Annotated in this window: 22 protein-coding genes; all 22 read left to right on the top strand. The window is 65.3% G+C overall.

Translation table 11 applies throughout. The annotated features are described in order from the left end of the window. Positions 1-90: 90 nt before the first annotated feature. The 22 genes from rlmD to purD all read left to right on the top strand — a co-directional run bounded on the left by rlmD (position 91) and on the right by purD (position 25,438). Complete coding sequence (gene rlmD, locus NE609_RS02785; RefSeq protein WP_256151628.1) at positions 91-1,449, top strand: 23S rRNA (uracil(1939)-C(5))-methyltransferase RlmD; 1,359 nt, start codon at positions 91-93, stop codon at positions 1,447-1,449. Positions 1,450-1,501: 52 nt separating this feature from the next. Next, the gene (locus NE609_RS02790) at positions 1,502-1,753 is read left to right on the top strand and encodes a diguanylate cyclase domain-containing protein (RefSeq protein WP_256151629.1); all 252 of its coding nucleotides are present in this window, start codon (positions 1,502-1,504) and stop codon (positions 1,751-1,753) included. 42 nt (positions 1,754-1,795) lie between these two features. Continuing rightward, positions 1,796-3,913 carry an EAL domain-containing protein gene (locus NE609_RS02795; protein WP_256151630.1) on the top strand — a complete coding sequence of 706 codons (2,118 nt, stop codon included), beginning with the start codon at positions 1,796-1,798 and terminating at the stop codon, positions 3,911-3,913. A 105-nt stretch (positions 3,914-4,018) separates the two neighbouring features. Continuing rightward, entirely contained in the window at positions 4,019-4,570 is a 552-nt protein-coding gene (locus NE609_RS02800; protein WP_101550000.1) for an RNA polymerase sigma factor, read from the top strand. Beyond that, positions 4,567-5,682 (top strand): DUF4367 domain-containing protein, encoded by a 1,116-nt coding sequence (locus tag NE609_RS02805; protein WP_256151631.1) that lies wholly within the window; start codon positions 4,567-4,569, stop codon positions 5,680-5,682. The genes NE609_RS02800 and NE609_RS02805 overlap by 4 nt, the downstream gene beginning before the upstream one ends. Positions 5,683-5,728: 46 nt before the next feature. Next, positions 5,729-7,357, top strand: coding sequence for an immunoglobulin-like domain-containing protein (locus NE609_RS02810; RefSeq protein WP_256151632.1), 1,629 nt, complete (start codon positions 5,729-5,731; stop codon positions 7,355-7,357). Between the two features lie 103 nt (positions 7,358-7,460). Further along, complete coding sequence (locus NE609_RS02815) at positions 7,461-9,047, top strand: amidohydrolase (protein ID WP_256151633.1); 1,587 nt, start codon at positions 7,461-7,463, stop codon at positions 9,045-9,047. Between the two features lie 7 nt (positions 9,048-9,054). Continuing rightward, complete coding sequence (locus tag NE609_RS02820; protein ID WP_256151634.1) at positions 9,055-9,618, top strand: NUDIX hydrolase; 564 nt, start codon at positions 9,055-9,057, stop codon at positions 9,616-9,618. Then, complete coding sequence (gene mutY / locus NE609_RS02825) at positions 9,615-10,667, top strand: A/G-specific adenine glycosylase (protein ID WP_256151635.1); 1,053 nt, start codon at positions 9,615-9,617, stop codon at positions 10,665-10,667. The genes NE609_RS02820 and mutY overlap by 4 nt, the downstream gene beginning before the upstream one ends. 368 nt (positions 10,668-11,035) lie before the next feature. Continuing rightward, positions 11,036-12,409, top strand: coding sequence for a citrate/2-methylcitrate synthase (locus tag NE609_RS02830; RefSeq protein ID WP_101550010.1), 1,374 nt, complete (start codon positions 11,036-11,038; stop codon positions 12,407-12,409). 159 nt (positions 12,410-12,568) lie between these two features. Then, entirely contained in the window at positions 12,569-14,326 is a 1,758-nt protein-coding gene (locus NE609_RS02835) for an ABC transporter ATP-binding protein (protein WP_256151636.1), read from the top strand. Between the two features lie 26 nt (positions 14,327-14,352). Beyond that, a complete protein-coding gene (locus NE609_RS02840) occupies positions 14,353-15,705 on the top strand; it encodes an MATE family efflux transporter (RefSeq protein WP_256151637.1) in 1,353 nt (450 codons plus the stop codon). Positions 15,706-15,728: 23 nt separating this feature from the next. Beyond that, positions 15,729-17,096, top strand: a complete 1,368-nt coding sequence (locus NE609_RS02845) for an MATE family efflux transporter (protein WP_256151638.1) — start codon at positions 15,729-15,731, stop codon at positions 17,094-17,096. A 10-nt stretch (positions 17,097-17,106) separates the two neighbouring features. Continuing rightward, entirely contained in the window at positions 17,107-17,457 is a 351-nt protein-coding gene (locus tag NE609_RS02850; RefSeq protein ID WP_256151639.1) for a DUF3221 domain-containing protein, read from the top strand. Between the two features lie 412 nt (positions 17,458-17,869). After that, positions 17,870-18,340 (top strand): 5-(carboxyamino)imidazole ribonucleotide mutase, encoded by a 471-nt coding sequence (gene purE, locus NE609_RS02855; protein ID WP_370867123.1) that lies wholly within the window; start codon positions 17,870-17,872, stop codon positions 18,338-18,340. 68 nt (positions 18,341-18,408) lie between these two features. Beyond that, positions 18,409-19,119, top strand: a complete 711-nt coding sequence (gene purC / locus NE609_RS02860; RefSeq protein ID WP_121586789.1) for a phosphoribosylaminoimidazolesuccinocarboxamide synthase — start codon at positions 18,409-18,411, stop codon at positions 19,117-19,119. Positions 19,120-19,143: 24 nt separating this feature from the next. Further along, positions 19,144-20,601 carry an amidophosphoribosyltransferase gene (gene purF / locus NE609_RS02865; protein ID WP_370867124.1) on the top strand — a complete coding sequence of 486 codons (1,458 nt, stop codon included), beginning with the start codon at positions 19,144-19,146 and terminating at the stop codon, positions 20,599-20,601. Further along, positions 20,598-21,638 (top strand): phosphoribosylformylglycinamidine cyclo-ligase, encoded by a 1,041-nt coding sequence (purM, locus tag NE609_RS02870; RefSeq protein WP_256151641.1) that lies wholly within the window; start codon positions 20,598-20,600, stop codon positions 21,636-21,638. Before purF ends, purM begins: the two co-directional genes overlap by 4 nt. Continuing rightward, positions 21,632-22,240: a phosphoribosylglycinamide formyltransferase gene (gene purN / locus NE609_RS02875; protein ID WP_370867122.1), complete on the top strand. Its 609-nt coding sequence runs from the start codon at positions 21,632-21,634 to the stop codon at positions 22,238-22,240. Before purM ends, purN begins: the two co-directional genes overlap by 7 nt. Further along, a complete protein-coding gene (locus NE609_RS02880) occupies positions 22,237-22,935 on the top strand; it encodes an IMP cyclohydrolase (protein ID WP_121586792.1) in 699 nt (232 codons plus the stop codon). Before purN ends, NE609_RS02880 begins: the two co-directional genes overlap by 4 nt. A gap of 13 nt (positions 22,936-22,948) precedes the next feature. Then, a complete protein-coding gene (locus NE609_RS02885; protein ID WP_256151642.1) occupies positions 22,949-24,124 on the top strand; it encodes a phosphoribosylaminoimidazolecarboxamide formyltransferase in 1,176 nt (391 codons plus the stop codon). A 42-nt stretch (positions 24,125-24,166) separates the two neighbouring features. Beyond that, positions 24,167-25,438 carry a phosphoribosylamine--glycine ligase gene (purD, locus tag NE609_RS02890; RefSeq protein ID WP_256151643.1) on the top strand — a complete coding sequence of 424 codons (1,272 nt, stop codon included), beginning with the start codon at positions 24,167-24,169 and terminating at the stop codon, positions 25,436-25,438. The last annotated feature ends 12 nt before the right edge of the window (positions 25,439-25,450 follow it).

Genomic DNA, 25,450 nt, shown 5'->3' on the forward strand with positions numbered 1-25,450 from the left:
CTGTGATACAATATCCGGAGAGCCGGCAATTCAACGGAAAATACAGGATGAGTATAGCATAGATTGTCCGAAATGCAAAGGGGTGGGCGGATGCCGCGGAAGAACGACCTGGTGACGCTCGACGTCACCGATATGACCCATGAAGGCAGCGGCGTCGGGCATTTGGACGGCATGGCGGTTTTCGTGCCCGCCTCGGCGGTGGGGGACCGGCTGCTGGTGCGGCTGGTCAAGGTCAACAAGACCCACTGCTTCGGGAAGATCGAGCAGGTTTTGACCTCCTCGCCCGACCGCGTCCCCCCCGACTGTCCGGTGAGCCGCCGGTGCGGCGGCTGCGTCTTCCGGCACGTCTCCTATGAGGCGGAGCTGCGCTACAAGCAGGCCTTCGTCCAGCAGAACCTGCGTCGCATCGGCGGGATCGAACTGGAAGTGGAGCCGATCCTGCCGTCGCCCCGGACGGAGGGCTACCGCAACAAGGCGCAGTACCCCGTCCGGATGCAGAAGGGGAAGCTCGCGGCGGGCTTTTTCGCGCCGCGCACCCATGAGGTGATCGACTGCCACGACTGCCGCCTCCAGCCACCCGGCTTCGCGCGGATCCTGGAGACGGTGCTTGGTTACCTGCGGGACTGCCGCGTCCCCGTCTATGATGAAACGGCGGGGACGGGCCTTGTGCGGCACGTCTATCTGCGCGCCGGGCAGCGTTCGGGCGAGACGATGGTCTGCCTCGTCGTCAACGGCGACCGCCTCCCGCACGAGCGGGAGCTGGTCGAGCGCCTGCGCGCCTGCGACCCGCGGATCGTATCGATCGTCCTCAACGTCAACGACCGCCCGACCAACGTCATCCTCGGGCGGGAGACCCGCGTGCTCTATGGGAAGGGGCAGATCAGCGACGTGCTCTGCGGGGTGGAGTTCGACCTCTCCCCCCAGTCCTTCTACCAGGTGAACAGCCCCGGCGCCGAACGGCTCTACGGTGTGGCCGCCGATTTCGCCGCGCTCACCGGGGAGGAGACGGTGATCGACCTCTACTGCGGCGCGGGCACGATCGGGCTTTCGTTGGCGGGCCGCTGCAAAGAGGTGATCGGCGTCGAGGTCGTGCCGCAGGCGGTGGAAAACGCGGTCGCCAACGCGCGCCGCGCGGGCATTTCCAACGCACGCTTCTTCTGCGCCGACGCGGCGGAAGCCGCCGCGCGCCTCGCGCGGGAGGGGATCCGCCCCGGCGTGGTCATCCTCGACCCGCCGCGCAAGGGCTGCGAGGAGGCGGTGCTCGAATCGGTCGCGCGAATGGCTCCCGGGCGGGTCGTTATGGTCTCCTGCAACAGCGCCACGATGGCCCGCGACTGCGCCGTGTTCGCCCGCCTCGGGTATGAGACGGTCCGCTGCCGGCCGGTCGACATGTTCCCGCGCACCGCGCACGTGGAGGCGGTGGTGCTGCTGGTAAAAGCGGAGACCTGACCCGTGTTTCATGGAAGAAGCCATCAGATGAAACGGAGGCACCAGTTTCGGCGTGGATGAATTGGAACAGTACAGGCAGCGGCTGCGGATCGCCCTGAGGGCTGAGAAGATCTGCGTTTTCGAGGTGGACGGCTTCGTCTGCTCGTGCAGCGCCGGCGCCGCGTTTTATCCCCCGGACGCGCCCGATTTTGACGCGCTGTTCAAAAAGGCGGATATGGCGCTCTACGAGGCGAAAACCTCAAGGGAAAGGGTCGTCTTTTACCACGGGGGACCCGGGGACGGCGCCCCCGGACACACAGATTAAATGGCCGACGCGCGCCGGAGCGGCGGCGTTGGAGATCGGACGGTGAACGCGGTGAAATCGTCGCCCAGCGTCCTGGAACGCCTCTACGGGGGCATCGAGGACAATCGAATACTCACGTCGGTCCGCCGGGGAATGGTGCTCGCCATTCCGGAAATCCTGGTGGGCTCCTTTGCGCTGCTGCTTCTGAGCCTCCCGGTCGGCGGCTGGCAGGCGCTGCTCGACGGGCTGTGGAGCGGGTCGCTCCGGCTGCTGCTGACGGTGGTGCGCGACGCGACGCTCGGCGTCATCTCGCTGATCATGCTGCTGACGATCAGCTACAGCTACGAGGAGGAGACGCCCGCCGGACACCGGGGGACCCTCCCCTTCGTCAGCCTCTGCGCCTACCTCGCGTTCACCTACGGGCCGGAGGGCTTTACCTTCGCGGCCTTTGAGAGCTCGCGGCTGTTCGGCGCGATCGTGGTGACGATCGCCAGCTGCGCGCTTTTCACCCTGCTGTCCGAGCGGTTCTCCATCCGGATGCGCTCCTACACCGACGGCTCGGACTCCGCCTTCCAGCGGTCGATCTCCGCGATCGTGCCCGCCTGCCTGGTGATCGGCCTCTTCGCCCTGCTGGGCGTCCTGCTCACCCGCGCGCTGGGAGGCGCCGATTACTCGGTGGCGTTTTCCGGCTGGTTCGAGGGGCTCTTCCTGCGGATGGGGCGGGGGCTGGACAGCGGGCTGCTCTTCATCCTGCTGATGCATCTGATGTGGTTCTTCGGCATCCACGGGAGCAACGTGCTCGACGGGGTCGCGCACGAGGTCTTCCGCACGGGCATGGACGTGAACCTTGTCCGGCTCGCGGCCGGGCAGGCCCCCACCGAAATCGCCACCAAGACCTTTTTCGACACCTTCGTGCTCTTCGGCGGCTGCGGGACGCTGCTCTGCCTGGTCGTCGCCATCTTCCTGTGCGACAGGCGCAAAAACGTCCGCGGGCTCTCCAAGATGGCGCTTGTGCCGGTGCTCTTCAACATCAACGAGCTGATGATGTTCGGCGTCCCCATCGTGCTCAACCCCATCTACCTGGTGCCCTTCCTCTGCACGCCGCTCGTGCTGACGGTCATCAGCTATCTGGCGACGCTGGCGGGGCTGGTGCCCGTCGCGATTCACACGGTCGAATGGACGACCCCGATCTTTTTGAGCGGCTACGCCGCGACCGGGTCAGTCGCGGGGAGCCTGCTCCAGCTGGTGAACCTCGCGGTCGGCGTGGGCATCTACCTGCCCTTTGTGCGCCTCGCGCAGGCCCGCCAGCTGCGGTCGCTGGAAAAGCAGATGGAACGGCTGGCCGGGGAGGTCCGGACCTGCGAGGCGGCGGGCGAACGCCCGGCGCTGCTGGCGCGCGGCGGCCAGCTCGGCTCGATGGCAAAGCTGCTGGCGGAGGATCTGCGCTACGCGCTGCGCAGCGGGGGCGTGCGGCTCTACTACCAGCCCCAGACCGACGCGCGGGGGCGCGTGTGGGGCGCGGAGGCGCTGCTGCGCTGGGAGCATGGGCCGGGCGGGTTCGTGTACCCGCCGCTCGCGGTCGCGCTGGCGGCGGAGGGCGGCTTCGCGGACGAGCTGGCCGCGTTCGTCGTGGACACGGCCTGCCGTGACCTGGCGGCGCTCAGCGAATGGAGCTGCCGGGAGCTGGAGATCTCCTGCAACCTGACCGCCGGGCAGCTGACCGCGCCTGGCGCGCCGGAGCTCGTGAAAAAGGCGATCGAACGCTACCACATCCCGCCGGGGAGGCTCGGCGTGGAGCTGACCGAACAGGACGCGCTGTCCGGCGCGCCGCAGATGACCGAACGGCTCGCGGCGCTGCGGGAGACGGGCGCGCGGATCATCATGGACGATTTCGGCATGGGGCACAATTCGATGCTCTACCTGCAGGACAGCCAGTTCGACATGGTCAAGCTCGACGGCTCGCTCGTACGGGAAATGACGGACAATCCCCGCACCGGGGAGATCATTTCCACGATCGTGCGGCTGTCCGAATCGCTCGGCTTCCGCGTGGTGGCGGAGTATGTGGAGACGCCCGCGCAGCTTGAGGCGCTCGGCACGCTCGGGTGCAGATATTACCAGGGGTACCTCTTCAGCCCCGCGATCCCGCTTTCCGAGCTGAAGAAGTACATCCGGGAGCACTGAACCCGGCGGGGCCGCCCGGAAATTCGGCGGAGGGCCTTTTGTTCGGGGAAAAGGTATGGTATACTTTTTTCGGTATAATCCACGGGAGGAAAGGGCGGTGAAGGAATGCTGGTGTATCTGGCCGCGCTCGACAGCGAGCGGGAGCGGACGAAGTTTGAACAGGTCTACCTGACCTACCGCCAGGTGATGTTCTATACGGCGAACAGCATCCTGCGCGACCCGCAGCTCGCCGAGGACGCGGTGCACCAGGCTTTCCTGCGCATCCTCGACCACATGCAAAATATTGGCGAGGTGGAGTGTCCCCAAACCAAAAGCTTTGTGGTTATAATTGTAAGGAACATTTCGATCAACCTCTATAACAGCCGCAAGAAAAAGGCGGTGGTCTCGTTCGACGAGCTCGAAAACTGGACGGCGGATACCGCCGCGGTCCCGGTGGACGAGGTGGAGTCACGCGAGGGCTACATGCACCTGATGGACCTGATCGACCGGCTGCCGGAGGGTTACCGAAGCGTGCTGATGCTGAAATACGACAACGGCTTTTCGACGGGTGAAATCGCCTCGATGCTGAACCTGAGCGAGGAAAACGTCAAAAAGCGGCTTCAGCGCGCAAAAAAGAAATTGGAGCAGGAGCTCCTGACGGAGGAGGTGAACATATGACAGAGCTTCATGACGACCTGCTGGAAAAGGCTTTCGGCGAGGCGCGCGAACGAATGCTCGCGCGGCTTCCGGACGACGCAAAGCTCGATCATGTGTTCTCCGGGGAATTTGAAGAACGGATGCGGCGGATGATTCAGGCGGAGAAACGCAGCCCGTGGCAGCGGCGGATGACCGCCTTCGCGCGCCGCGCCGCGGTGATCGTGGTGGCGGCCGTGGTCGGCTTTTCCGCCTGCGTCCTGAGCGTCGACGCGTGGAAGCAGGGCCTTTTCAAGATGGTGGAGGAGAAGTTCCCCGAGTACTCGAGCATCACCTACGAGCCGGTCGACGGCGCCGCCGGCGTGGCGGAGTTCACCCTCGCCGAGTACCAGCCCGCCTACCTGCCGGACGGATTCCGCCTCACCGAGCAGATGCTCGCCGACAGCATCAACTGGTCGACCTACACCAACGCGGAGGGGGATATGATTTCCTTCCAGCAGTCGATCCTCGGCAGCGGGACGATGGCGATCAACACCGAGGGCTCCCAGCTCGAGGAGTTCGACCTGGGCGGCGAGACCGCCTATAAAATGGATAACCGCGGCAGCCAGTTTGTGCTGTGGAACGACAACCAGTATTCCTATATGGTGCTCACCAACGATATGACCCTCGACGAGGCGGTACGGATCGCCGCGTCGATCCGGCTCTACCCGCCCGACGCGCCCCATCCGCCCCACCTGCCGGTCGACCAGGGACTGCTTCCCGACCCCTACACGCCCGAGGAGGCTGCTGAGAACGGGGACGTGGTGATCAGCGGCGGCGGGATCGAAAACGTGCAGGCGCTCGAGGAGCTCTTGAACGCGCAGCAGGCCAGCCCCGCGCAGTGGACGCAGCTCATCATCCGCGTGACGGATTTCGACCGGGGCGGCCCGATCATCCGCGACCTCTATTTTGACGGCTTCCGCGTCCACTGCGACGAGGACAACACCCGTACCGAGGGCCAGGAAAAAAACACCTACAGCGGCTACACCTACGCGAAGCTGGTCAGGGAGACGCAGGACGGCGTCACGGTCGTCTACGGCATCGACGACTATACCGGCGACCGGGTGGAGCCGATCCGCTACGACGAGACGAAATAGGCTTCCCACATCAGAGAGCGGCGTTTTGCCGGGGGAGGACAACAGGATGAAGCTTTTACGGAAATTTTCAGGAGCAGCGCTTGCGCTGCTCCTGCTTGTATCCGCGGGACTGCCCGCGTCGGCGCTGCTCAAATCGTCGCCCGCGCGGCAGGAGCTCCCGGAGCTGACGCTGGCCTACGGCGCGGAGCGCGCCACGGCGGCGACCGGCGGTTATGAGTGGGACTATGGGGACGGCTCGAAGGAGATCGCGGACGCGCCGCACCCGCTCGACGAAGGCTACCGGATGCCGATCCTGCTGCGGCGCGTGAGCGTCGGGCGGATCGATCTGTCCTTCGGCCTGCGTCCCGACCGGGTCACCGTCAGCCGCTGGGACCTCTCCGACCGCGGGAATTTTGGCGCGGAGCCCCAGACGCAGACGCTGCGCGACCTGAGGATCGAGGTCCCCGGCACGGGGTCCTATATCTATGAGGTCGCGGCCGAGTGGGAGCAGGGGAGCGCCTCCTATGCCTTTGAGTTCGGCCTCGCTTCGGACAGCACCCGCATGGCGCTCTCCGACCTGCCGGAGGAGTATCCGGCCGAGACGGCGCTCGCCAACGGGGACGTCGTCTCGCGTGAAGGCGCATCCGCGCTGGGCAACCGCGAAAAGCTCGACACCTTCCTTTCGGGGGTGGAGAGCAGGACGCCGGCCTCGGTGCGCGTCGCTTCCTACGGGGAAACGGGCGGGCCGATCGTCTACGACCTCGCCTACGACGGGAAGGAAATCCTCTGCACGGTCGACCGCACACGCGACGGGAGCCTTGCGGACGACCTGCGCGGGATCACCGAGCGGGTCTATGCCTCGGCGGCCATCGAGTGGGAGCACAGCGTCGATTCGGGCGGCAGCACCGCCTACCTGCGCCTGTCCGGCGCGTCGGGAGGAAAGCTGACGGTGGCGCGGTTCATCCCCATCGAGATGGCGGCGGAGGAGGAGAGCTGTCCCGAAGGGACCGAGAAGCTCTCTGTTTTGATCCGGAACAACACGGGGGACGAGGCGAGCTTCGACGCGGTGTTCGCGCTCGAGGCGTACCTGAAGGACAAATGGACCGCAGTCCCCTTCGACGGGGCGTTCGACGACTGGGCGGGCGTCCTGCCCGCCGGGAGCGAAGCCTCCTGCGAGGTGGACCTCTCCCAGGTGGGGGAGACGCTCGTCCCGGCGCGGTACCGCGTCGTCAAGCTCCTGCGCTGCGGCAACCGCAGCCTGCGGGTGTCCGCGCCCTTCACGGTCACCGAGCCCGCCGACCGGCTGGCGCTTGAAAAACCGATGGAGATCGGCATCATGATCGGCAACGGCAAGCAGATGACCGCCGCGACGCTGACGCGGCGCGGCCGGTATGAGGAGGTCTCGCCCGTCACCTACGTGATGAACGAGCTGGGGCGGTTCCGCCCGGTGCCCGACGACTGGCGGCTGGGCGGCGCGGCCGAGACGGACGGCGCGAGCCTTACCCTCTCCTATGCGGACGGCTCGGAGGTGAAGCTCTACCTCGACCCCAACACGGACCGCCTGCGCGACGGGCAGGACCCGCAGCCACTGACGCTGCTCTCGCTCGGCGGAAAGAACTACTACTCGGACGGGGAGGCGTACGCCCGGATCCGGAAATGCGCGGTCGCCGTGGGCGGAAAGGCGCAGCTCCAATAACCCCACGCGGACGGGCCGCCCGGCTGACGCCGGGCGGCTTTTTGATTGGATTTTCCCACCGCGCTGTGGTAGAATAGTGGGGAAACCAAAAAGGGGGCGCGGTATGAAACGGACGGTTTATTACGGCGGGGACATCCTCACGCTCGAAGGCGGCGGACGCGCCGAGGCGTTGCTTGTGGAGGACGGGGTCATCCGGGAGCTGGGGACGAAGGAGGCGCTGCTGGCCTCCTTCCCGGGCGCGGAGCGCGCGGACCTGCGGGGTCGCACGCTGATGCCCTCCTTCATCGACCCGCACAGCCACATCACCTCCTGCGCGCAGACCTTCGGGCTCGTATCCCTAGAGGGGTGCCGGGAGATCGCGGAGGTGGTCAAACGGATCGCGGACTACCGGGAAAAGGGCCGGGTGAAGCCGGGCGAATGGATCTGCGGGTTCGGCTACGACCACAACGACCTGAAGGAGCGCCGCCACCCCGGCCGGGAGGCGCTCGACCGCGCCGCCCCGGACAATCCCGTGCTGATCTCCCACGCGTCGGGACATATGGGGGCGGTCAATTCGGCGGCGCTCCGGGAGCTGGGGATCACCGCGGACACCCCCGATCCGGACGGCGGGCGGATCGGCAGGGTGGACGGCTCCCGGGAACCGGACGGCTACCTTGAGGAGACGGCGTTCATCTCCCGTTCCAACGCGGTCCCTCTGCCCTCGGAGGAGGAGCGGTTCCGCCAGATGGAGATGGCGCAGGACGCCTACCTGCGGTACGGCATCACGACGGCGCAGGACGGCCTGACCCGCCCGGCCGAGTGGGAGCTGCTGAAGGGGATGTCGGAGGCGGGGAAGCTCCGGCTCGACGTGGTGAGCTACCTCGATCAGAAGCAGTGCCCCGGGCTTCTCAGGGAGAACCCGGGGTGGTACGGCCGGTACCGCGGGAACCTGCGCATCGGCGGATATAAGATTTTCCTCGACGGCTCGCCGCAGGGACGCACCGCGTGGATGAGCGAGCCCTATGAGGGAGCGGCGGACGGCTACCGGGGCTACCCCTCCTATACCGACGAACAGCTGGAGGCCTTTGTGCGGCAGGCGGTGGACGAACGGGTGCAGCAGCTCGTGCACTGCAACGGCGACGCGGCCTGCGGACAGCTCATCGGCGCTTACCAAAAGGTCGCGGGCGGGGACCTGGGGCTTCGCCCGGTGATGATCCACGCGCAGCTCGTGCGGGAGGATCAGCTCGCCGAGATGGCGAAGCTCGGCATGATCGCCTCCTTCTTCGTGGCGCACACCTGGTTTTGGGGGGACGTGCACCTCAAGAATTTCGGCGCCGCCCGCGCCGAAAAGATCAGCCCCGCCGCGAGCGCGCTCCAGGCGGGGGCCGTCTACACCTTCCATCAGGACACGCCGGTCATCCAGCCGGATATGCTCTTCACCGTCTGGTGCGCGGTCAACCGGCGCACCAGGGCGGGCGTTGCGCTCGGCCCGGAGGAGCGGCTCTCCGTAACGGACGCGCTGCGCGGAGTCACGGCGAACGCCGCCTTCCAGTATTTTGAGGAGGACCGGAAGGGGACCATCCGCGCGGGCAAGCGGGCGGATCTGGTCGTGCTCGACCGCAATCCGCTGGATGTCCCGGCGGAGGAGCTGAAAAACCTGCGGGTGCTGGCGACCATCAAGGCGGGGGAACCGCTCTATCGAAAGGAATGACAGCAAGTTGAACTACCGTGAAGAGATCGCGGCCTACCGGCCGCGCGGGGAGGAGGAGGCCGCCGACCAGGCGCTCATCCTCTCGATGATCGAGCATTATCCCGATACGGTGCTCACCCGCGAATGCCTCGCGGGACACATCACCTCGTCGGGCTTTATCGTCAATGAGACGCGCGACAAGACGCTGATGGCGTGGCACAACATCTACCGCTCGTGGGCGTGGACGGGCGGCCACGCGGACGGCGCGCCCGACCTGCTCGCGGTCGCGCTGCGGGAGGCGCGCGAGGAGACGGGCATCCTGCGGGTGTCGCCCCTCTCCCGGGAGATCGCGGGGCTGGACGTGCTGACGGTGCCGGGGCATGTCAAACGGGGAAAATACGTTCCCACCCACCTGCACCTGTCGGTCTCCTACCTGCTGGCCGCGCCGGAGGACCAGCCGCTGGCCGTCAAGAGCGACGAGAACAGCGGGGTGCAGTGGATCCCGATCAGCGAGATCGAAAGCTACAGCAGTGAACCGGAGATGTACCCCGTCTACCGCAAGCTGGTGGAACGGATGCGAAAGCTGCCGTGAGGCTGGAGAAGATTGTAGAGCCGCTGCTCGGCTGGTACGCGGAAAACGCCCGCGACCTGCCCTGGCGGCGGGAGGTCACCCCCTACCGCGTGTGGATCTCCGAGATCATGCTCCAGCAGACCCGCGTGGAGGCGGTCAAGGGGTATTTCGCGCGGTTTATCAGCGCGCTGCCCGGTCCGGCGGAGCTGGCCGCCGTCGACGAGCGGGAGCTGCTGAAGCTGTGGGAGGGACTCGGCTACTACAGCCGCGCCCGCAACCTCCGGAAGGCCGCGCGGGTGATCATGGAAACGTACGGCGGGGAACTGCCCGCCTCCCACGAGGCGCTGCTGACGCTGCCGGGCGTCGGCCCCTACACGGCCGGGGCGGTCGCGTCGATCGCGTTCGGCCTTCCCGAGCCCGCCGTGGACGGCAACGTGCTGCGGGTGCTCTCCCGGCTGACGGCGGACGCAAGCGACATCGCGGACCCCGCGGTCAAGCGCGCCGCCGAACGGACGGTGCGCGGGATCATCCCCGCCGGGCGCGCGGGGGCGTTCAACCAGGCGCTCATGGAGCTGGGCGCGACCGTCTGCGCGCCGAACGGCCCGCCCGCCTGCGGGCGCTGCCCGCTCGCGGGCCTCTGCGCGGCGCACGCGGCGGGAAACGAAACAGCCTATCCCGTCAAGGCCGCGAAGAAGGCGCGCCGCGTCGAGGAGCGCACCGTGCTCCTGCTCGTGCGGGACGAGCTGCTCGCGCTGCGCCGCCGCCCGGCGAAGGGATTGCTGGCGGGTCTGTGGGAGCTGCCCAACCTGCCGGGCGCGCTCGACGGTGCCGGCGCCGTCGAGGCGGCGCGGACGCTGGGGCTGGCCCCGCTGCGGGTGGAGCCGCTCGGCCCGGCCAAGCACATCTTCACCCACATCGAGTGGCACATGACCGGCTACCGCGTCACCGTCGAGGAGGCGCAGACGGGGGAGGGGCTCGAGTGGATCGATCCCAGGGGGCTGCGGGAGGACTATCCGCTGCCCTCCGCGTTTTCGGCCTACCTCGCGCCCTATCTCGCGCCGGGCGGGTGACGCCGCCCGGACGTCAGGAGAAATCCGATGGAAGTATGGCGATCGGAGATGGGAGACCGCCCGTTGGGCGGTCTCTTTTTGTCAGGGAGATTTTTCTAGCGGGGTTGCCGAAACGGGGAAAATGTGCTATAATAACACCATACTAAACTGGGAGAATGTTTCGTCCCTCTGTAAGCTGTAACCGGGACCGCCGGGCCTGCCCCGCGGCCGTGTGCGCCATGACGGATGGCCGTCTGCCGAGATTCGATTCGACAGGCGGCTTTGCGTTATTCAAAGTTTGGAAACGAATTGTCCACAATTTTTGGTATAATAAGGTGATTCATTAAATCAATAAAAACATAAAGAGGAACAGAAAGGGAGTGTGACACATGTCGTCCAACAACCCGTATTCCGAGATTACGCAGGAAATACTGGACCTTTCCGAGCTCTGCCGGAAGGGCAGCGCCATTGACCCCGCGCTGTATGAGAAACTGGACGTGAAACGCGGCCTGCGCGACATCAACGGCAAGGGCGTGCTTGCGGGACTCACCGAGATCTCCGAAATCCAGTCCAGCATGGTGGACGAGAGCGGTTCGACCATCCCCTGTGAGGGCAAGCTCTTCTACCACGGCATCAACATCAAGGACCTCGTCTCCGGATTCATCCGCGAAAAGCGGTTTGGTTTCGAGGAAGCCGTCTACCTGCTGCTCTTCGGGCAGCTTCCCAGCGAACGGCAGCTGAAGGATTTCTCGGCCCTGCTCGCCCGTTACCGCACGCTTCCGACCAGCTTTGTGCGCGACATCATCATGAAGGCGCCGAGCCGCGACATGATGAACACCCTCGCGCGCAGCGTGCTCACCCTCTATTCCTACGACGACCGCGCCGACGACATCAGCATCCCCAACGTGCTGCGCCAGTGCCTCCAGCTTATCGCGCTCTTCCCGCTGCTGTCGGTCTACGGCTACCAGGCCTACAACCACTACCACGAGGGGCAGAGCCTCTATATCCACGCGCCCGACCCAGAGCTTTCGACGGCGGAGAACATCCTGCGCATCCTGCGCCCGGACAGCAAGTACACCGCCCTGGAGGCCCGCGTGCTCGACGTGGCGCTCGTGCTCCACGCGGAGCACGGCGGCGGCAACAACTCGACCTTCACCACCCACGTCGTCTCCTCCTCCGCGACCGACACCTATTCGGTCATCGCGGCCGCGATCGGCTCCCTCAAGGGTCCGCGGCACGGCGGCGCGAACATCAAGGTCGTCAAGATGTTCGACGACATGAAGAAGACCCTGCCCGACTGGACCGACGAGGACGCCGTGCGCGGCTACCTCAAGGCGCTGCTCAACAAGCAGGCGTTCGACCACGCGGGGCTCATCTACGGCATGGGCCACGCGGTCTACTCCCTCTCCGACCCGCGCGCCGACATCTTCCGCGCGTTCGTCAAATCGCTGTCGGAGGAGAAGGGGCTCGACAAGGAATACGAGCTCTACTCCCTCGTCGAGCGGCTCGCCCCCGAGGTCATCGGCGAGGAGCGCCGCATCTACAAGGGCGTCTCCGCCAACGTCGACTTCTACAGCGGTTTTGTCTACAGCATGCTCGACCTGCCGACCGAGCTGTTCACCCCGATCTTCGCCATCGCGCGCATCGCGGGCTGGAGCGCCCACCGCATCGAGGAGCTGTGCAACGCGGGCAAGATCATCCGCCCCGCCTATCAGAGCGTGGCGCCCCGCGCCGACTACATCCCGCTGCACGAGCGGCAATAACGGAAACCCAGAGGCCCGCCGGACGGCGGGCCTCTTTTTTGTGCGCCGAAATCCATAAAGATGTGGGCGGGGACGGGCCTGCGATTTGTCGATTTTGCGGGAATGGCATTTTGAAAGAAGATGTGTTAAGATAGACTGATGGAAAGAGAGGGGTACGGAATGAACCGGCAAATCAAAACCAGCGAGCTGCTTCGGCGGTTCGCTCCTTATTTTAAGAAATACCGCGGGGTGCTGGCGCTCGACCTCTTCTGCGCCTCGCTGACGACGGTGTGCGAGCTGGTGCTGCCGCTGATGGTGCGGTATATCACCGACCTCGGCATGAACGACCTGGCGAGCCTCACCGTTTCGCTCATCCTGAAGATCGGGCTGCTCTACCTGCTGCTGCGGGTGATTGACATGGCCGCCAACTACTACATGCAGAACATCGGCCACATCATGGGCGCGCACATCGAGACGGACATGCGCAGCGACCTGTTCGAGCATCTCCAGCGGCTCTCCTTCACCTATTTCGACAGCACCAAGATCGGCCAGCTGATGGCGCGCATCACGAGCGACCTGTTCGACGTGACCGAGTTCGCCCACCACTGCCCCGAGGAGTACTTTATCGCGGCGCTCAAGATCGTCGTGTCCTTCATCATCCTCGCGAACACCAACCTCTGGCTCACGCTGATCATCTTCGCGCTCATCCCGCTGATGGTCCTCTGCGCCACCTATTTTAACCAGCGGATGCGCCGCGCCTTCAAAAAGTCGCGCAACCAGATCGGCGAGCTCAACGCGCAGGTGGAGGACAGCCTGCTCGGCATCCGGGTGGTTAAATCGTTCGCCAACGAGCCGATCGAGCGGGAGAAGTTCCGCGAGGGCAACGAGGAATTCCTCGACATCAAGCGGGAGCAGTACCACTACATGGCGGGCTTCGGCAGCGTGACCCGTATCTTCGACGGCATCATGTACGCCGCCGTGATGATCGCGGGCGGACTCTTCATGATCTACGGGCATATCAACGCGGCCGACCTGATGGCCTACCTGCTCTATGTGACGACGCTGCTCACCACCATCCGCAGGATCGTCGAGTTCACCGAACAGTTCCAGCGTGGCATGACGGGCATCGAGCGGTTCCTTGAGGTGGTCGACGCGCCGGTGGACATCCACGACGCGCCCGGCGCGAAGGAGCTGCGGGACGTGGCGGGCGACATCGCCTTCGAGCATGTGGCCTTCCACTATTCGGACGACGACCACTGCGTGCTCTCGGACATCAACCTGCATGTGCGCCCGGGGGACAGCGTGGCCCTCGTCGGGCCGTCGGGCGGCGGCAAGACGACGCTTTGCAGCCTCATCCCGCGCTTTTACGACGTGACCGAGGGGCGCATCCTCGTCGACGGGCAGGATATCCGCGGGCTCACGCTCGAGTCCCTGCGCAAGAATATTGGCGTCGTGCAGCAGGAGGTCTACCTCTTCGCGGGCAGCGTCTTTGAAAACATCTCCTACGGCCGCCCTGGAGCGAGCCGCGAGGAGGTCGTCGAGGCGGCGAAGCTCGCGGGCGCGCACGACTTCATCATGGAGTTCCCCGACGGGTACGACACCTACGTGGGGGAGCGCGGGGTGCGCCTCTCGGGCGGGCAGAAGCAGCGGATCAGCATCGCGCGGGTCTTCCTCAAGAACCCGCCCATCCTCATCCTCGACGAGGCGACCTCCGCGCTCGACAACGAGAGCGAACGGATCGTCCAGCAGTCGCTTGAGACGCTTGCGAAGGGGCGGACCACCTTTACGATTGCCCACCGCCTGACGACCATCCGCGGCGCGCAGCTCATCCTCGTGCTGACCGAGGAGGGGATCGCCGAGCAGGGCACCCACGCCGAGCTGATGGCGAAGGGCGGGCTCTACCACCGCCTCTACAGCATGTACACCGAGATGGAATAGGCTTTTGGCGCGGAAGGACCGATGAAATGGTAAGGGATATGACGGTCGGCAGCCCGTCGAAGATCCTTGTGACCTTCGCGCTGCCCATGATCCTCGGCAACGTCTTCCAGCAGCTCTACAACATCGTGGACTCGGTGGTGGTCGGGAACTTCGTGGGCTCCGACGCGCTCGCGGCGGTCGGAGCCTCCTATTCGGTCACCTTCCTGTTCGTCGCGGTCGCCACCGGCGCCTCCATCGGCTGCTCGGTGGTGATCTCGCAGTTTTACGGCGCCAAGCGGGTTGCCGAGATGAAATCGTCGGTCTATACCGCGCTCACCTCGATGATGACGCTGAGTGCCCTGCTTTTGCTCGCCGGGCTGCTGCTCGCGCGCCCGCTGCTTTTGCTCATGCGCACGCCGGGCAACATCTTTTCCGACGCGGATGCCTACCTGCGCATCTATGTGGCGGCGGTGCCCTTCCTGTTTCTCTACAACACCTCGACGGCCGCCTTTAACGCCCTTGGGGACAGCCGCACCCCCCTCTGGCTGCTGATGCTCTCGTCGATGACCAACATCTTCCTCGACCTGCTCTTTGTCATTCGCTTCGGGATGGGGGTGCCGGGCGTCGCGTGGGCGACCCTCATCGCGCAGGCGCTCGCCTCGCTGCTGGCGTTTTTTGTGCTGCTGCGCCGCCTCAGGCGGATGCCGTGCGAGGGGAAGCCCCGCGTCTTTGAACTGGAGCGCCTGCGGCACATCTGCCGGGTGGCGGTGCCGTCGATCATCCAGCAGTCGATCGTCTCATTCGGCGCGCTCTTCGTGCAGGCGCTCGTCAACGGCTACGGCTCCGACGTGATCGCGGGCTACACCGCCGCGACCAAGATCGACAGCATCGCGATCATGCCGATGCTCAACATCGGCAACGCCGTCTCCTCCTTCGCCGCGCAGAACATCGGCGCGGCAAGGCCGGAACGGGTGGGGAAGGGCCTGCGCGCGGCGGTTGTGATGTCGGCGGTCATCGGAGGCGCGACCACCGCCGTGCTGTGGGGGTTCGGCCCGCAGTTTGTCGGGCTCTTCGTCGATTCCTCCGCCAACGCCGCGGTGATCGCGGCGGGCGTCGAATATCTCACCGTCGTCTCCGTCTTCTACGCGGTGATGGGGATTATGAGCGACTTTAACGGCGTGCTGCGCGGCGCGGGGGACATGAAGGTGTTCATGATCGGGACGCTGGGCAATTTTTCGGCGCGCGTCGTCCTCGCCTACACGCTCGCGGCGTTTATCGGGGAGGCCGCCGTCTGGTGGTCGATCCCGATGGGCTGGACGATCGGCCTCGTCATCGCGGCCGCCCGGTTCTTTTCGGGCGGCTGGAAAACGAAATCCATCATTGAGGACGCGCCCCGCTGAAGGCGCGCCCGGACAGGAGCTCTATGCCAGCACAATCGCTTGCCGGAAAGGCGCGGCGCGCCGAGGTCCGGTCGGAATATTTCCGCTACCTCGTCCCGACGATCGTCGGGCAGGTGGCGCATTGCTGCTACTGCCTGGCCGACGTCTTTTTCGTCGGCATGGCGGTGGGGGAAAACGGGCTCGCGGCGCTCAACGTCGCGCTGCCCATCTTTACCGTCTACACCACCTTTTCCATCCTGATCGGCGTCGGCGCGGCGACCACGATCTCGGTCTGCCGCGGCGAGGGGGACCCCGAAAGCGGCGACCGTGTCTTTACGATGGCGGTCGTTTCGGTGCTTGCGGCGGGCGCGCTGCTCTCCGTCTTCGGGACGCTCTTCCTGCGGCAGATCGCCTGCCTCTTCGGCGCGACCGACCTGATCGTCGGGAACGTTGTCGCCTACCTGTCTCCAATCAGTCCCCTCTGCTTCGTCTATATGCTTTCGAGCGCGATGTGCGTCATCGTGCGCAGCGACGGCAATCCCCGGCTCGTGATGGTCGCGGGAGCGGCGGGCAACGTCGCCAACATCCTGCTCGACTATCTCTTCGTGATCCCGCTGGGGATGGGGACGTTCGGCGCGGGGCTTGCGACAATCATCGGCCCCTTCATCACCTGCGGGCTGCTGAGCCTGCACTTTGTCACCCGCCGCAACGAGGTGCGCTTCACCCGGCGGTTCTTCTCCCCCCGCCTCTGGTGGCGGATGGTCAAAAACGGCGCGGGCTCGGGGGTGCTTGAGACCTCGGCGGGCTTCGTCATTCTCATGTTCAACATCGTGCTCATCCGGGTGGGCGGGGAGACGGCGGTCGCGGTCTTCTCGATCATCTCCAACATCGGCTATGTGGGCAAGGGCATCTTCAACGGCATGGCGCAGGCCGCCCAGCCGATCATCTCGATCAGCTACGGCTCGGGCTGGTACGGGAGGATGAAGGCGGTCGACCGGGTCGCGATGGCCACGGCGGTGCTCTTTTCGCTCGCGGTCTACGGGGTCATCCTGCTCTTCCCGGGGCAGATCATCGGGCTTTTCATCTCGACCGACGCGCGGGTGCTCGCCATCGGCGTGCCCGCCGTGATGCTCTACTTCCTCTCGCTGCCCTTCACCGGGGCGAACACGATCCTCATGTACTATTTCCAGTCGATCGAGCAGTCGCTCTGCACGACGGCCATTGCCCTGCTGCGCGGCATCGTGCTCGTCTACCTGGCGCTGCGGGCCTTCTCCGCGCTGTGGGGGCTCAGCGGCGTGTGGCTCGCGCTCTTCGCGGCGGAGGCGCTCACCTTCGCGATCTTCTTCCCCGTCAAGCTGCGCCTCAACCGCGGGTTCCGGGATACGGACGACGGTCCGAAGCAATCTCTGTGAGGTGGATGATATGAAAAAGCTGGTTTTTTGCCTGTGCGTTTTCCTCCTGCTGTCCGGCTGCGCCCGGCCGATGAGCATGGACACCGTCGGGAAGGAGCCGAATTTTGCCGGGGTCGTCGAAGAGGCGCGCGAGGGGAGCATCCTCGTCCGCGTCAACGAGGACGAGGAGGTCTGCCGTACCAGCGATCTCGTCAGCGTCTCGCTGGACGCGGCGTTGGGGGACAGCATGACGCACTTCAGCGTGGGGGAAGGGGTGCGCGTCTACTACGACGGGACGATCGCCGAGAGCTACCCGGCGCAGGTCGACACGGTATACGCGATCATTCTGGTGAAGCCCCTGGAGGACGGGCAGGTCCGGTGACGGCGGCCGTCCGCGGGCGGGTGGAAAAACCGCTGGCAGAAAGAGTATGACATGTCGTGCAATTCGACAAAAAGAATCCTGCAAGATCGTACATTTTAAATCAACCCTCCAATCTTTCAAAACGGTGCATTTTCCAATTGAAAATGCCGGCGGAATCCTGTAAACTGGAAGTGTATTTTGATTGCGGAGGTGGCGGAAATGGCTCTTCTGATGGGCAAATGCGGATCATCAAGGGAGAGCTGCATCCGGCTGGCAGGCGGCCTTTTGGGGCGCGCGGCGGGCGGGTCCGCCATGCCTTCGCGGAAGTAGTGCAGGTTGCGAGCGATCGCAGCCTGTTTTTCATTTGCAGAAAACAAAATCGGAAATGGAAAGGGAAGTGTCGGAATTGGCGGACAAAAAAGTAGCGGTCATTATGGGCAGCGACAGCGACCTGCCGGTCGTCAAGGGCGCGATCGATACCCTCAAGGGGTTTGGCATCGGCGTGGAGGTCCACGTCATGAGCGCGCACCGGACCCCCGCGCTCGCGTGCGAGTTCGCGGCGTCGGCGCGCGACCACGGCTTTGCCGCGATCATCGCGGCGGCGGGCAAGGCGGCGCACCTAGCGGGCGTGCTGGCGGCGCACACGACGCTGCCGGTCATCGGCATCCCGGTCAAATCCTCCACCCTCGACGGTCTGGACGCCCTGCTCGCGACGGTGCAGATGCCCTCCGGCATCCCGGTGGCGACGGTGGCGATCGACGGCGCGCAGAACGCGGCGATCCTCGCGGCGCAGATCATCGGCGTGACCGACGCGGAGGTCGCGTACAAGCTGTCGGTCAGGAAGGAAGAGATGAAGCAGGGCGTCATCGAGAAGGACCGCAAGCTCCAGGAGCAGCTCGGCTGATCTCTCCGCCAAAATGTGCATGATCATCGGAAGATTCAAATACTTCAGGACTTTAGGAGGAAACAGAAATGGAAAAAAGGGAACAGCTCTACGAGGGAAAAGCCAAGAAGGTCTTTGCGACCGACGACCCGAACGCCTACATCGTCTCCTATAAGGACGACGCGACCGCCTTCAACGGCCAGAAGAAGGGCACCATTGCCGAAAAGGGCATCATCAACAACAAGGTCTCCAACCACCTGATGAAGATGCTCGAGGAGAACGGCATCCCCACCCACCTGATTAGAGAGCTCTCCGACCGCGAGACCCTCGTTAAAAAGGTCACGATCGTCCCGCTCGAGGTCATCGTCCGCAACATCGCGGCCGGCTCCCTCTCCAAGCGGCTCGGCCTGCCCGAGGGCAAGAAGCTCGCCAAGACGGTGCTCGAGTACAGCTACAAGGACGACGAGCTCGGCGACCCGATGATCAACGACTACCATGTGTTCGCGATGGAGCTGGCCACCCCCGAGGAGCTCAAGACGATCGCCGACTACGCCTTCAAAATTAACGACCTGCTCGCCGCCTACCTCAAGGATCTCGGCATCGAGCTCATCGACTTCAAGCTCGAATTCGGCAAGACCCCCGACGGCCGGATCATCCTCGCCGACGAAATTTCTCCCGACACCTGCCGCTTCTGGGACAGCAAGACGGGCGAAAAGCTCGACAAGGACCGTTTCCGCCGTGACATGGGCGGCGTCGAAGGGGCGTACCACGAAGTGATGCGCCGCCTGCTCGGCGAATAAATGAGAGAGATCCGCGAATTTCCGATGGAGGGAATCGATTTGTACAGCGAACTGCATGAGGAGTGCGGCGTTTTCGGCATCTACGAAAACAGCCGCACCGACGTGGCGACCAGCGCCTATTTCGCGCTTTACGCGCTCCAGCACCGCGGCCAGGAGAGCTGCGGCATCGCGGTGAATGACGACGGTGTCATCAACTGCCACAAAAACGTGGGCCTTGTGCCCGACGTCTTCAACCGGGACGTGCTCGAAAGCCTCGGGCAGGGCAACATGGCGGTGGGCCACTGCCGCTATTCGACGACGGGCAACGGCAGCGTCGTCAACGCCCAGCCGCTCGTCGTGCGCCACTGCAAGGGCACGATGGCGCTCGCCCACAACGGCAACCTCGTCAACGCCCCAGACCTGCGCCGCCAGCTCGAAATGAACGGCGCGATCTTCCACACGACCAACGACAGCGAGGTCATCAGCTATATCATCACCCGCGAGCGGCTGCTCTCCCCGAGCATCGAGGAGGCGGTCGCCAAGGCGATGTACACGCTCAAGGGGGCCTATTCGCTCATCGTCATGTCCCCCAAAAAGCTGATCGCCGCCCGCGACCCCAACGGCTTCCGGCCGCTGTGCGTCGGCAAAACGGAGGACGGTTATGCCTTCGCCTCCGAGAGCTGCGCCTTCGACAGCATCGGCGCGCAGTTTTTGCGGGACGTCGAGCCGGGCGAGATCGTGGTCGCCGAGGACGGGGAGCTCCGGAGCATCCGCACCCACTGCGGCGGCAGGAGCAGCTTCTGCGTCTTTGAATACGTCTACTTCGCGCGCCCTGACTCGGTGGTCGAGGGAGTGAGCGTGCACGAGGCGCGCCAGCGAGCCGGGCGGATCCTCTACCGCGAGCACCCGATCGAGGCGGACGTCGTCATCGGCGTGCCCGATTCGGGCCTCGACGCGGCGCTCGGCTATTCGCGCGAGTCGGGCATCCCCTACGGCGTCGGCTTCATCAAGAACCGCTACGTCGGGCGCACCTTCATCCAGCCCACCCAGGGCCAGCGGGAAAACGCGGTGCGCATCAAGCTCAACGTCATCGCCGAGACGGTGAAGGACAAGCGGGTCGTGCTGATCGACGATTCGATCGTGCGCGGGACCACCTGCGGGCGGATCGTCAAGCTGCTGCGGGAGGCGGGCGCCAAGGAGGTGCACTTCGCCGTTTCCGCGCCGCCCTTCCGGAATCCCTGCTTCTTCGGCACCGACATCGACAGCCGCGACAAGCTGATCGCCTGCAGGATGACGATCCCCGAGATTGCAAAGACGATCGGCGTCGACTCCCTCCACTACCTGAGCGTCGAGGGGGTCCAGCAGATCGCCCGCGGGGCGCACTGCGGCTTCTGCGTCGGCTGCTTCACGGGCGAATACCCGATCAAGGTGCCCGACGAGACCCCCAAGGACAAGTTTGAACACAAGATCAGCGAGAAGGCCAAGCGGAGGGAACAGGCATGAACAACAGCTATTCCGAGAGCTATAAGGCGGCGGGCGTCGACGTCACCGCCGGATACAGGGCGGTCGAACTGATGAAGTCGCATGTGGCGCGCACGATGACGGGCGGCGTGCTCGGCGGTCTCGGCGGGTTCGGCGGCCTCTTCGAGCTCGATTTGGCGGGCATGCCCAACCCGGTGCTCTGCGCGGGCACCGACGGGGTCGGCACCAAGCTGAAGCTCGCCTTCCTGATGGACAGGCACGACACCGTCGGCATCGACTGCGTGGCGATGTGCGTCAACGACATCATCTGCTGCGGCGCGAAGCCGCTCGTCTTTCTCGACTACATCGCCTGCGGCAAAAACGTCCCCGAGAAGATTGCGCAGATCGTCGCGGGGGTCGCGGAGGGCTGCGTCCAGGCGGGCTGCGCCCTCACCGGCGGCGAGACCGCCGAGATGCCCGGCTTCTACCCCGAGGACGAGTACGATCTCGCGGGCTTCGCGGTGGGCGCGGTGGACAAGTCCAAAATCCTCGACAACACCACCGTCGCGGCGGGGGACGCGCTTGTCGGCATCAAGTCGAACGGCGTGCACTCCAACGGCTTCTCCCTCGTGCGCAAGGTTTTCGACGTGGAGGCCCCCGGCGTGCTCGACCGCTACTACGACGAGCTGGGCGCGACGCTCGGCGAGGCGCTGCTCGCGCCCACCCGCATCTACGTCAAGCCGGTGCTCGCCGTGATGGACGAGCTCGCCGTCAAGTCGGTCGCCCACATCACGGGCGGCGGCTTCTACGAAAACATCCCGCGCGCCCTGCCCGAGGGCAAGCGCGCCCTCATCAGCAAGCGGCTCGCGACGCCCCTGCCCCTCTTCGACATGATCCAGCGGATCGGCGGGATTTCCGAGCACGACATGTACAACACCTTCAACATGGGCACCGGCATGGTGCTCGTGGTCGATAAGGACGACGCGCAGCGCGCGGTCGAGATCCTCAACGACCACGGCGAGCGCGCCAGGGTGATCGGCTATGTCGACGACGGCGAGCGGGGGGTCGAGCTATGCTGAAACGGGTCGTGGTGCTCGTTTCGGGCGGCGGGACCAATTTGCAGGCGCTCATCGACGCGAAGGCGCGCGGAGAGCTGCCGAGCGCCGAGCTCGCCGGGGTCGTCTCCTCGAAGGAGGGGGCCTTCGCGCTCGAGCGCGCCAAAAAGGCGGGCATCCCCACCGAGGTGGTCCCGCGAAAGGCCTACGCCTCCCGCGCCGATTACGACGAGGCGATCATCGCCGCGCTCGAGCGGTTCGGGGCGGACTACGTCGTGCTGGCGGGCTTCCTCTACGTGCTGGGGGATAAGGTCGTCGAAAATTACGACCGCAGGATCATCAATGTGCATCCGGCGCTCATCCCCTCCTTCTGCGGGGACGGGATGTACGGCCTGCACGTGCACGAGGCGGCGCTCGCCTACGGCGTGAAGGTCACCGGCGCGACGGTGCACTTTGTCAACGAGGTGACCGACGGCGGGCAGATCATTTTGCAGAAGGCGGTCGACGTCCTGCCGGGCGACACCCCCGAACGGTTACAGAGGCGCGTCATGGAGCAGGCCGAATGGGTGCTGCTCCCGAAGGCGCTGGAATTGGTATGCAGCGGACAATTGGAGGGAATGAAATGAAACAGGACATCGCAAAGCTGCTCAGAGAGAACGCCTACCCGGGCCGCGGCATCCTGCTCGGGCGCAGCGCGGATGGGAAACACGCCGTCGCCGCCTATTTCATCATGGGGCGCAGCGAAAACAGCCGCAACCGCGTCTTTGTCGCCGACGGGGAGGGCATCCGTACCGAGGCGTTCGACCCGGCCAAGCTCTCCGACCCGTCGCTCATCATCTATTCGCCGGTCCGGGTGATCGGCGACACGACGATCGTCACCAACGGCGACCAGACCGACACGATCTTCGACTTTCTCCAAAAGGGCGGCTCCTTCGCGGACGCGCTGCGCACCCGCACCTTCGAGCCGGACGCCCCCAACTACACCCCGCGCGTGTCGGGGCTGCTGCACGGCTTCGACTACCGCCTCTCGATTTTAAAAAGCGCGGACGGCGACCCCTCGTCGGTGCGCCGCTACTTCTTCCAGTATTGGGACCCGCGCCCGGGCGAGGGGCACTTCATCCACACCTACCGCTGCGACGGCGACCCGATCCCCTCGTTCGAGGGAGAGCCGGAGGAGGTGGCGGTCGAAGGGAATATCGACGCCTTCACCGGCACGCTCTGGGAGAATCTCAACGACGCGAACAAGGTCTCCCTCTTCGTCCGCTACATCGACGTGGCGGCGGGCACCTGCGAGACGCGCATCGTCAACAAAAACCACTGAGGAGGACGGCGGCATGGCAAAGGAACTGGAACTGAAATATGGCTGCAACCCCAACCAGAAACCCGCGCGCATCTTTATGAAGGAGGGCGAGCTGCCGGTCGAGGTCCTGAACGGCAAGCCCGGCTTCATCAACTTCCTCGACGCGTTCAACTCCTGGCAGCTCGTGCGGGAGCTGAAAGCCGCGACGGGGCTTCCCAGCGCGGCGTCCTTTAAGCATGTAAGCCCCGCCGGAGCGGCGGTCGGCCTGCCCCTGAGCGAGGTGGAAAAGAAGATCTACTTTGTGGACGACCTCGAGCTCAGCCCGATCGCGAGCGCCTACGCGCGCGCGCGCGGCGCCGACCGCATGTCCTCCTACGGCGACTGGGTCGCGCTCTCCGACGCCTGCGACGTGCAGACCGCCAAGCTGCTCGCGCGCGAGGTGTCCGACGGCATCATCGCGCCCGGCTATACCGACGAGGCGCTCGAAGTGCTGAAGACCAAGCGCAAGGGCGGCTACAACGTCGTCAGAATCGATCCGGATTACGCCCCCGCGCCGGTCGAGCACAAGGACGTCTTCGGGATCACCTTCGAGCAGGGGCGCAACGAGCTCAAGATCGACAACGCCCTTCTCGAGAACGTCGTCACCGACTGCAAAACCCTGCCCGACGACGCGAAGCGCGACCTTGTGATCGCGCTGATCGCGCTCAAATACACCCAGTCCAATTCGGTCTGCTACGCCAGGGGCGGCCAGTGCATCGGCATCGGCGCGGGCCAGCAGAGCCGTATCCACTGCACCCGCCTGGCGGGCAACAAGGCGGACATCTGGTGGCTGCGCCAGCATGAAAAGGTGCTGAACCTGCCCTTCAAGGCGAACATCCGCCGCCCCGACCGGGACAACACGATCGACGTGTACATCTCGGACGACTGGATGGACGTGCTGGCGGAGGGGACGTGGCAGCAGTTCTTCACCGAGCGCCCCGTCCCGCTGACGCGGGAGGAGAAGCGCGAGTGGCTCGACAGGCTCGACGGCGTTTCGCTCGGGTCGGACGCGTTTTTCCCGTTCGGCGATAACATCGAGCGCGCCCACCGTTCGGGCGTGCGCTACATCGCGCAGCCGGGCGGCTCGATCCGCGACGACAACGTGATCGAGACCTGCAATAAATATGGCATCGCCATGGCCTTCACCGGCATCCGGCTTTTCCACCACTAAGGCGCGCCGGATCTGAGATAACAACAACAGGAGGACGGCCTCATGAAGATTCTGGTAGTCGGCGGAGGCGGGCGCGAACACGCGATCATCCGTAAGCTCCGCGAGAACCCCGAGGCGGAAACCATCTACTGCGCGCCCGGCAACGGCGGCATCGCCGCCGACGCGGAGTGCGTCTCCATCAAGGCGACCGACCTCGACGGGATGGTCACGTTCGCGAAGGAGCACGCGGTCGATTTGGCGGTCGTCGCGCCCGACGACCCGCTCGCGCTCGGCATGGTCGACGCGATGAACGCCGCGGGCGTCCGCACCTTCGGACCCAACAAGGCCGCCGCCCGCATCGAGGGCAGCAAGGTCTTCGCCAAAAACCTCATGGAGAAATACGGCATCCCGACCGCGAAATACCGCACCTTTGACAGCGCCTCCGAAGCCGTCGCCTACATCGAGACACAGAACGCCTTCCCGACCGTCGTCAAGGCGGACGGGCTGGCGCTCGGCAAGGGGGTCGTCATCGCGCGGGACCTCGCCGAGGCGAAGGACGCGGTCCGCTCGATCATGGAGGACAAGCTCTTCGGCGCGTCGGGCAACCGCATCGTCGTCGAGGAATTTTTGACCGGGCCCGAGGTGAGCGTGCTCTCCTTCTGCGACGGGGAAACGGTGGCGCCGATGATCTCGTCGATGGATCATAAGCGCGCCTTCGACGGGGACGAGGGCCCCAACACGGGCGGCATGGGCACCGTCGCGCCCAACGTCTGCTACACCCCGGAGATCGCCGCGGAGTGCATGGAGCGCATCTTCAAGCCCACCCTCGCGGCGATGCGGGCGGAGGGCTGCCCCTTCTCCGGCTGCCTCTATTTCGGGCTCATGCTCACGCCGGACGGCCCGAAGGTGATTGAGTACAACTGCCGGTTCGGCGACCCCGAGACGCAGGTGGTGCTGCCGCTCCTCAAAACCGACCTGTTGGAGATCATGCTGGCGATCGACGAGCGCCGGCTCGGGGAGCTTCCGGTGGAATTTTCCGACGAAAACGCCGCCTGCGTCGTGCTCGCGAGCGGCGGCTACCCGCTCAAGTACCGGACCGGCCTTCCGATCGAAGGGCTCGGCGCGGACGGGCAGGTCCCGGGCGCGACCGTCTACCACGCGGGCACCCGACTTGAGGACGGCGTCTATAAGACGGCGGGCGGCCGCGTGCTGGGGGTCACCTGCACCGCCCTGACGGCCGGGGAGGCGCTCCGAAACGCCTACCGCGCGGCGGAGGGCATCCGATTCGAGGGCGTGCATTTCCGCCGGGACATCGGCGCGCGCAACCACAGATAACAAAAAAAGGAA

It is taken from the genome of Anaerotruncus sp. DFI.9.16, from assembly GCF_024461615.1.
Classification (GTDB): domain Bacteria; phylum Bacillota; class Clostridia; order Oscillospirales; family Ruminococcaceae; genus Anaerotruncus; species Anaerotruncus massiliensis.

Excerpts from the sequence above, each read along its gene's own strand:
- rlmD (WP_256151628.1), top strand. The coding sequence starts at position 91 with ATGCCGCGGAAGAACGACCTGGTGACGCTCGACGTCACCGATATGACC.
- NE609_RS02800 (WP_101550000.1), top strand. The coding sequence starts at position 4,019 with ATGCTGGTGTATCTGGCCGCGCTCGACAGCGAGCGGGAGCGGACGAAG.
- NE609_RS02805 (WP_256151631.1), top strand. The coding sequence starts at position 4,567 with ATGACAGAGCTTCATGACGACCTGCTGGAAAAGGCTTTCGGCGAGGCG.
- NE609_RS02810 (WP_256151632.1), top strand. The coding sequence starts at position 5,729 with ATGAAGCTTTTACGGAAATTTTCAGGAGCAGCGCTTGCGCTGCTCCTG.
- NE609_RS02815 (WP_256151633.1), top strand. The coding sequence starts at position 7,461 with ATGAAACGGACGGTTTATTACGGCGGGGACATCCTCACGCTCGAAGGC.
- NE609_RS02830 (WP_101550010.1), top strand. The coding sequence starts at position 11,036 with ATGTCGTCCAACAACCCGTATTCCGAGATTACGCAGGAAATACTGGAC.
- NE609_RS02835 (WP_256151636.1), top strand. The coding sequence starts at position 12,569 with ATGAACCGGCAAATCAAAACCAGCGAGCTGCTTCGGCGGTTCGCTCCT.
- NE609_RS02840 (WP_256151637.1), top strand. The coding sequence starts at position 14,353 with ATGGTAAGGGATATGACGGTCGGCAGCCCGTCGAAGATCCTTGTGACC.
- NE609_RS02845 (WP_256151638.1), top strand. The coding sequence starts at position 15,729 with ATGCCAGCACAATCGCTTGCCGGAAAGGCGCGGCGCGCCGAGGTCCGG.
- NE609_RS02850 (WP_256151639.1), top strand. The coding sequence starts at position 17,107 with ATGAAAAAGCTGGTTTTTTGCCTGTGCGTTTTCCTCCTGCTGTCCGGC.
- purE (WP_370867123.1), top strand. The coding sequence starts at position 17,870 with ATGGGCAGCGACAGCGACCTGCCGGTCGTCAAGGGCGCGATCGATACC.
- purC (WP_121586789.1), top strand. The coding sequence starts at position 18,409 with ATGGAAAAAAGGGAACAGCTCTACGAGGGAAAAGCCAAGAAGGTCTTT.
- purF (WP_370867124.1), top strand. The coding sequence starts at position 19,144 with ATGGAGGGAATCGATTTGTACAGCGAACTGCATGAGGAGTGCGGCGTT.
- purM (WP_256151641.1), top strand. The coding sequence starts at position 20,598 with ATGAACAACAGCTATTCCGAGAGCTATAAGGCGGCGGGCGTCGACGTC.
- purN (WP_370867122.1), top strand. The coding sequence starts at position 21,632 with ATGCTGAAACGGGTCGTGGTGCTCGTTTCGGGCGGCGGGACCAATTTG.
- NE609_RS02880 (WP_121586792.1), top strand. The coding sequence starts at position 22,237 with ATGAAACAGGACATCGCAAAGCTGCTCAGAGAGAACGCCTACCCGGGC.
- NE609_RS02885 (WP_256151642.1), top strand. The coding sequence starts at position 22,949 with ATGGCAAAGGAACTGGAACTGAAATATGGCTGCAACCCCAACCAGAAA.
- purD (WP_256151643.1), top strand. The coding sequence starts at position 24,167 with ATGAAGATTCTGGTAGTCGGCGGAGGCGGGCGCGAACACGCGATCATC.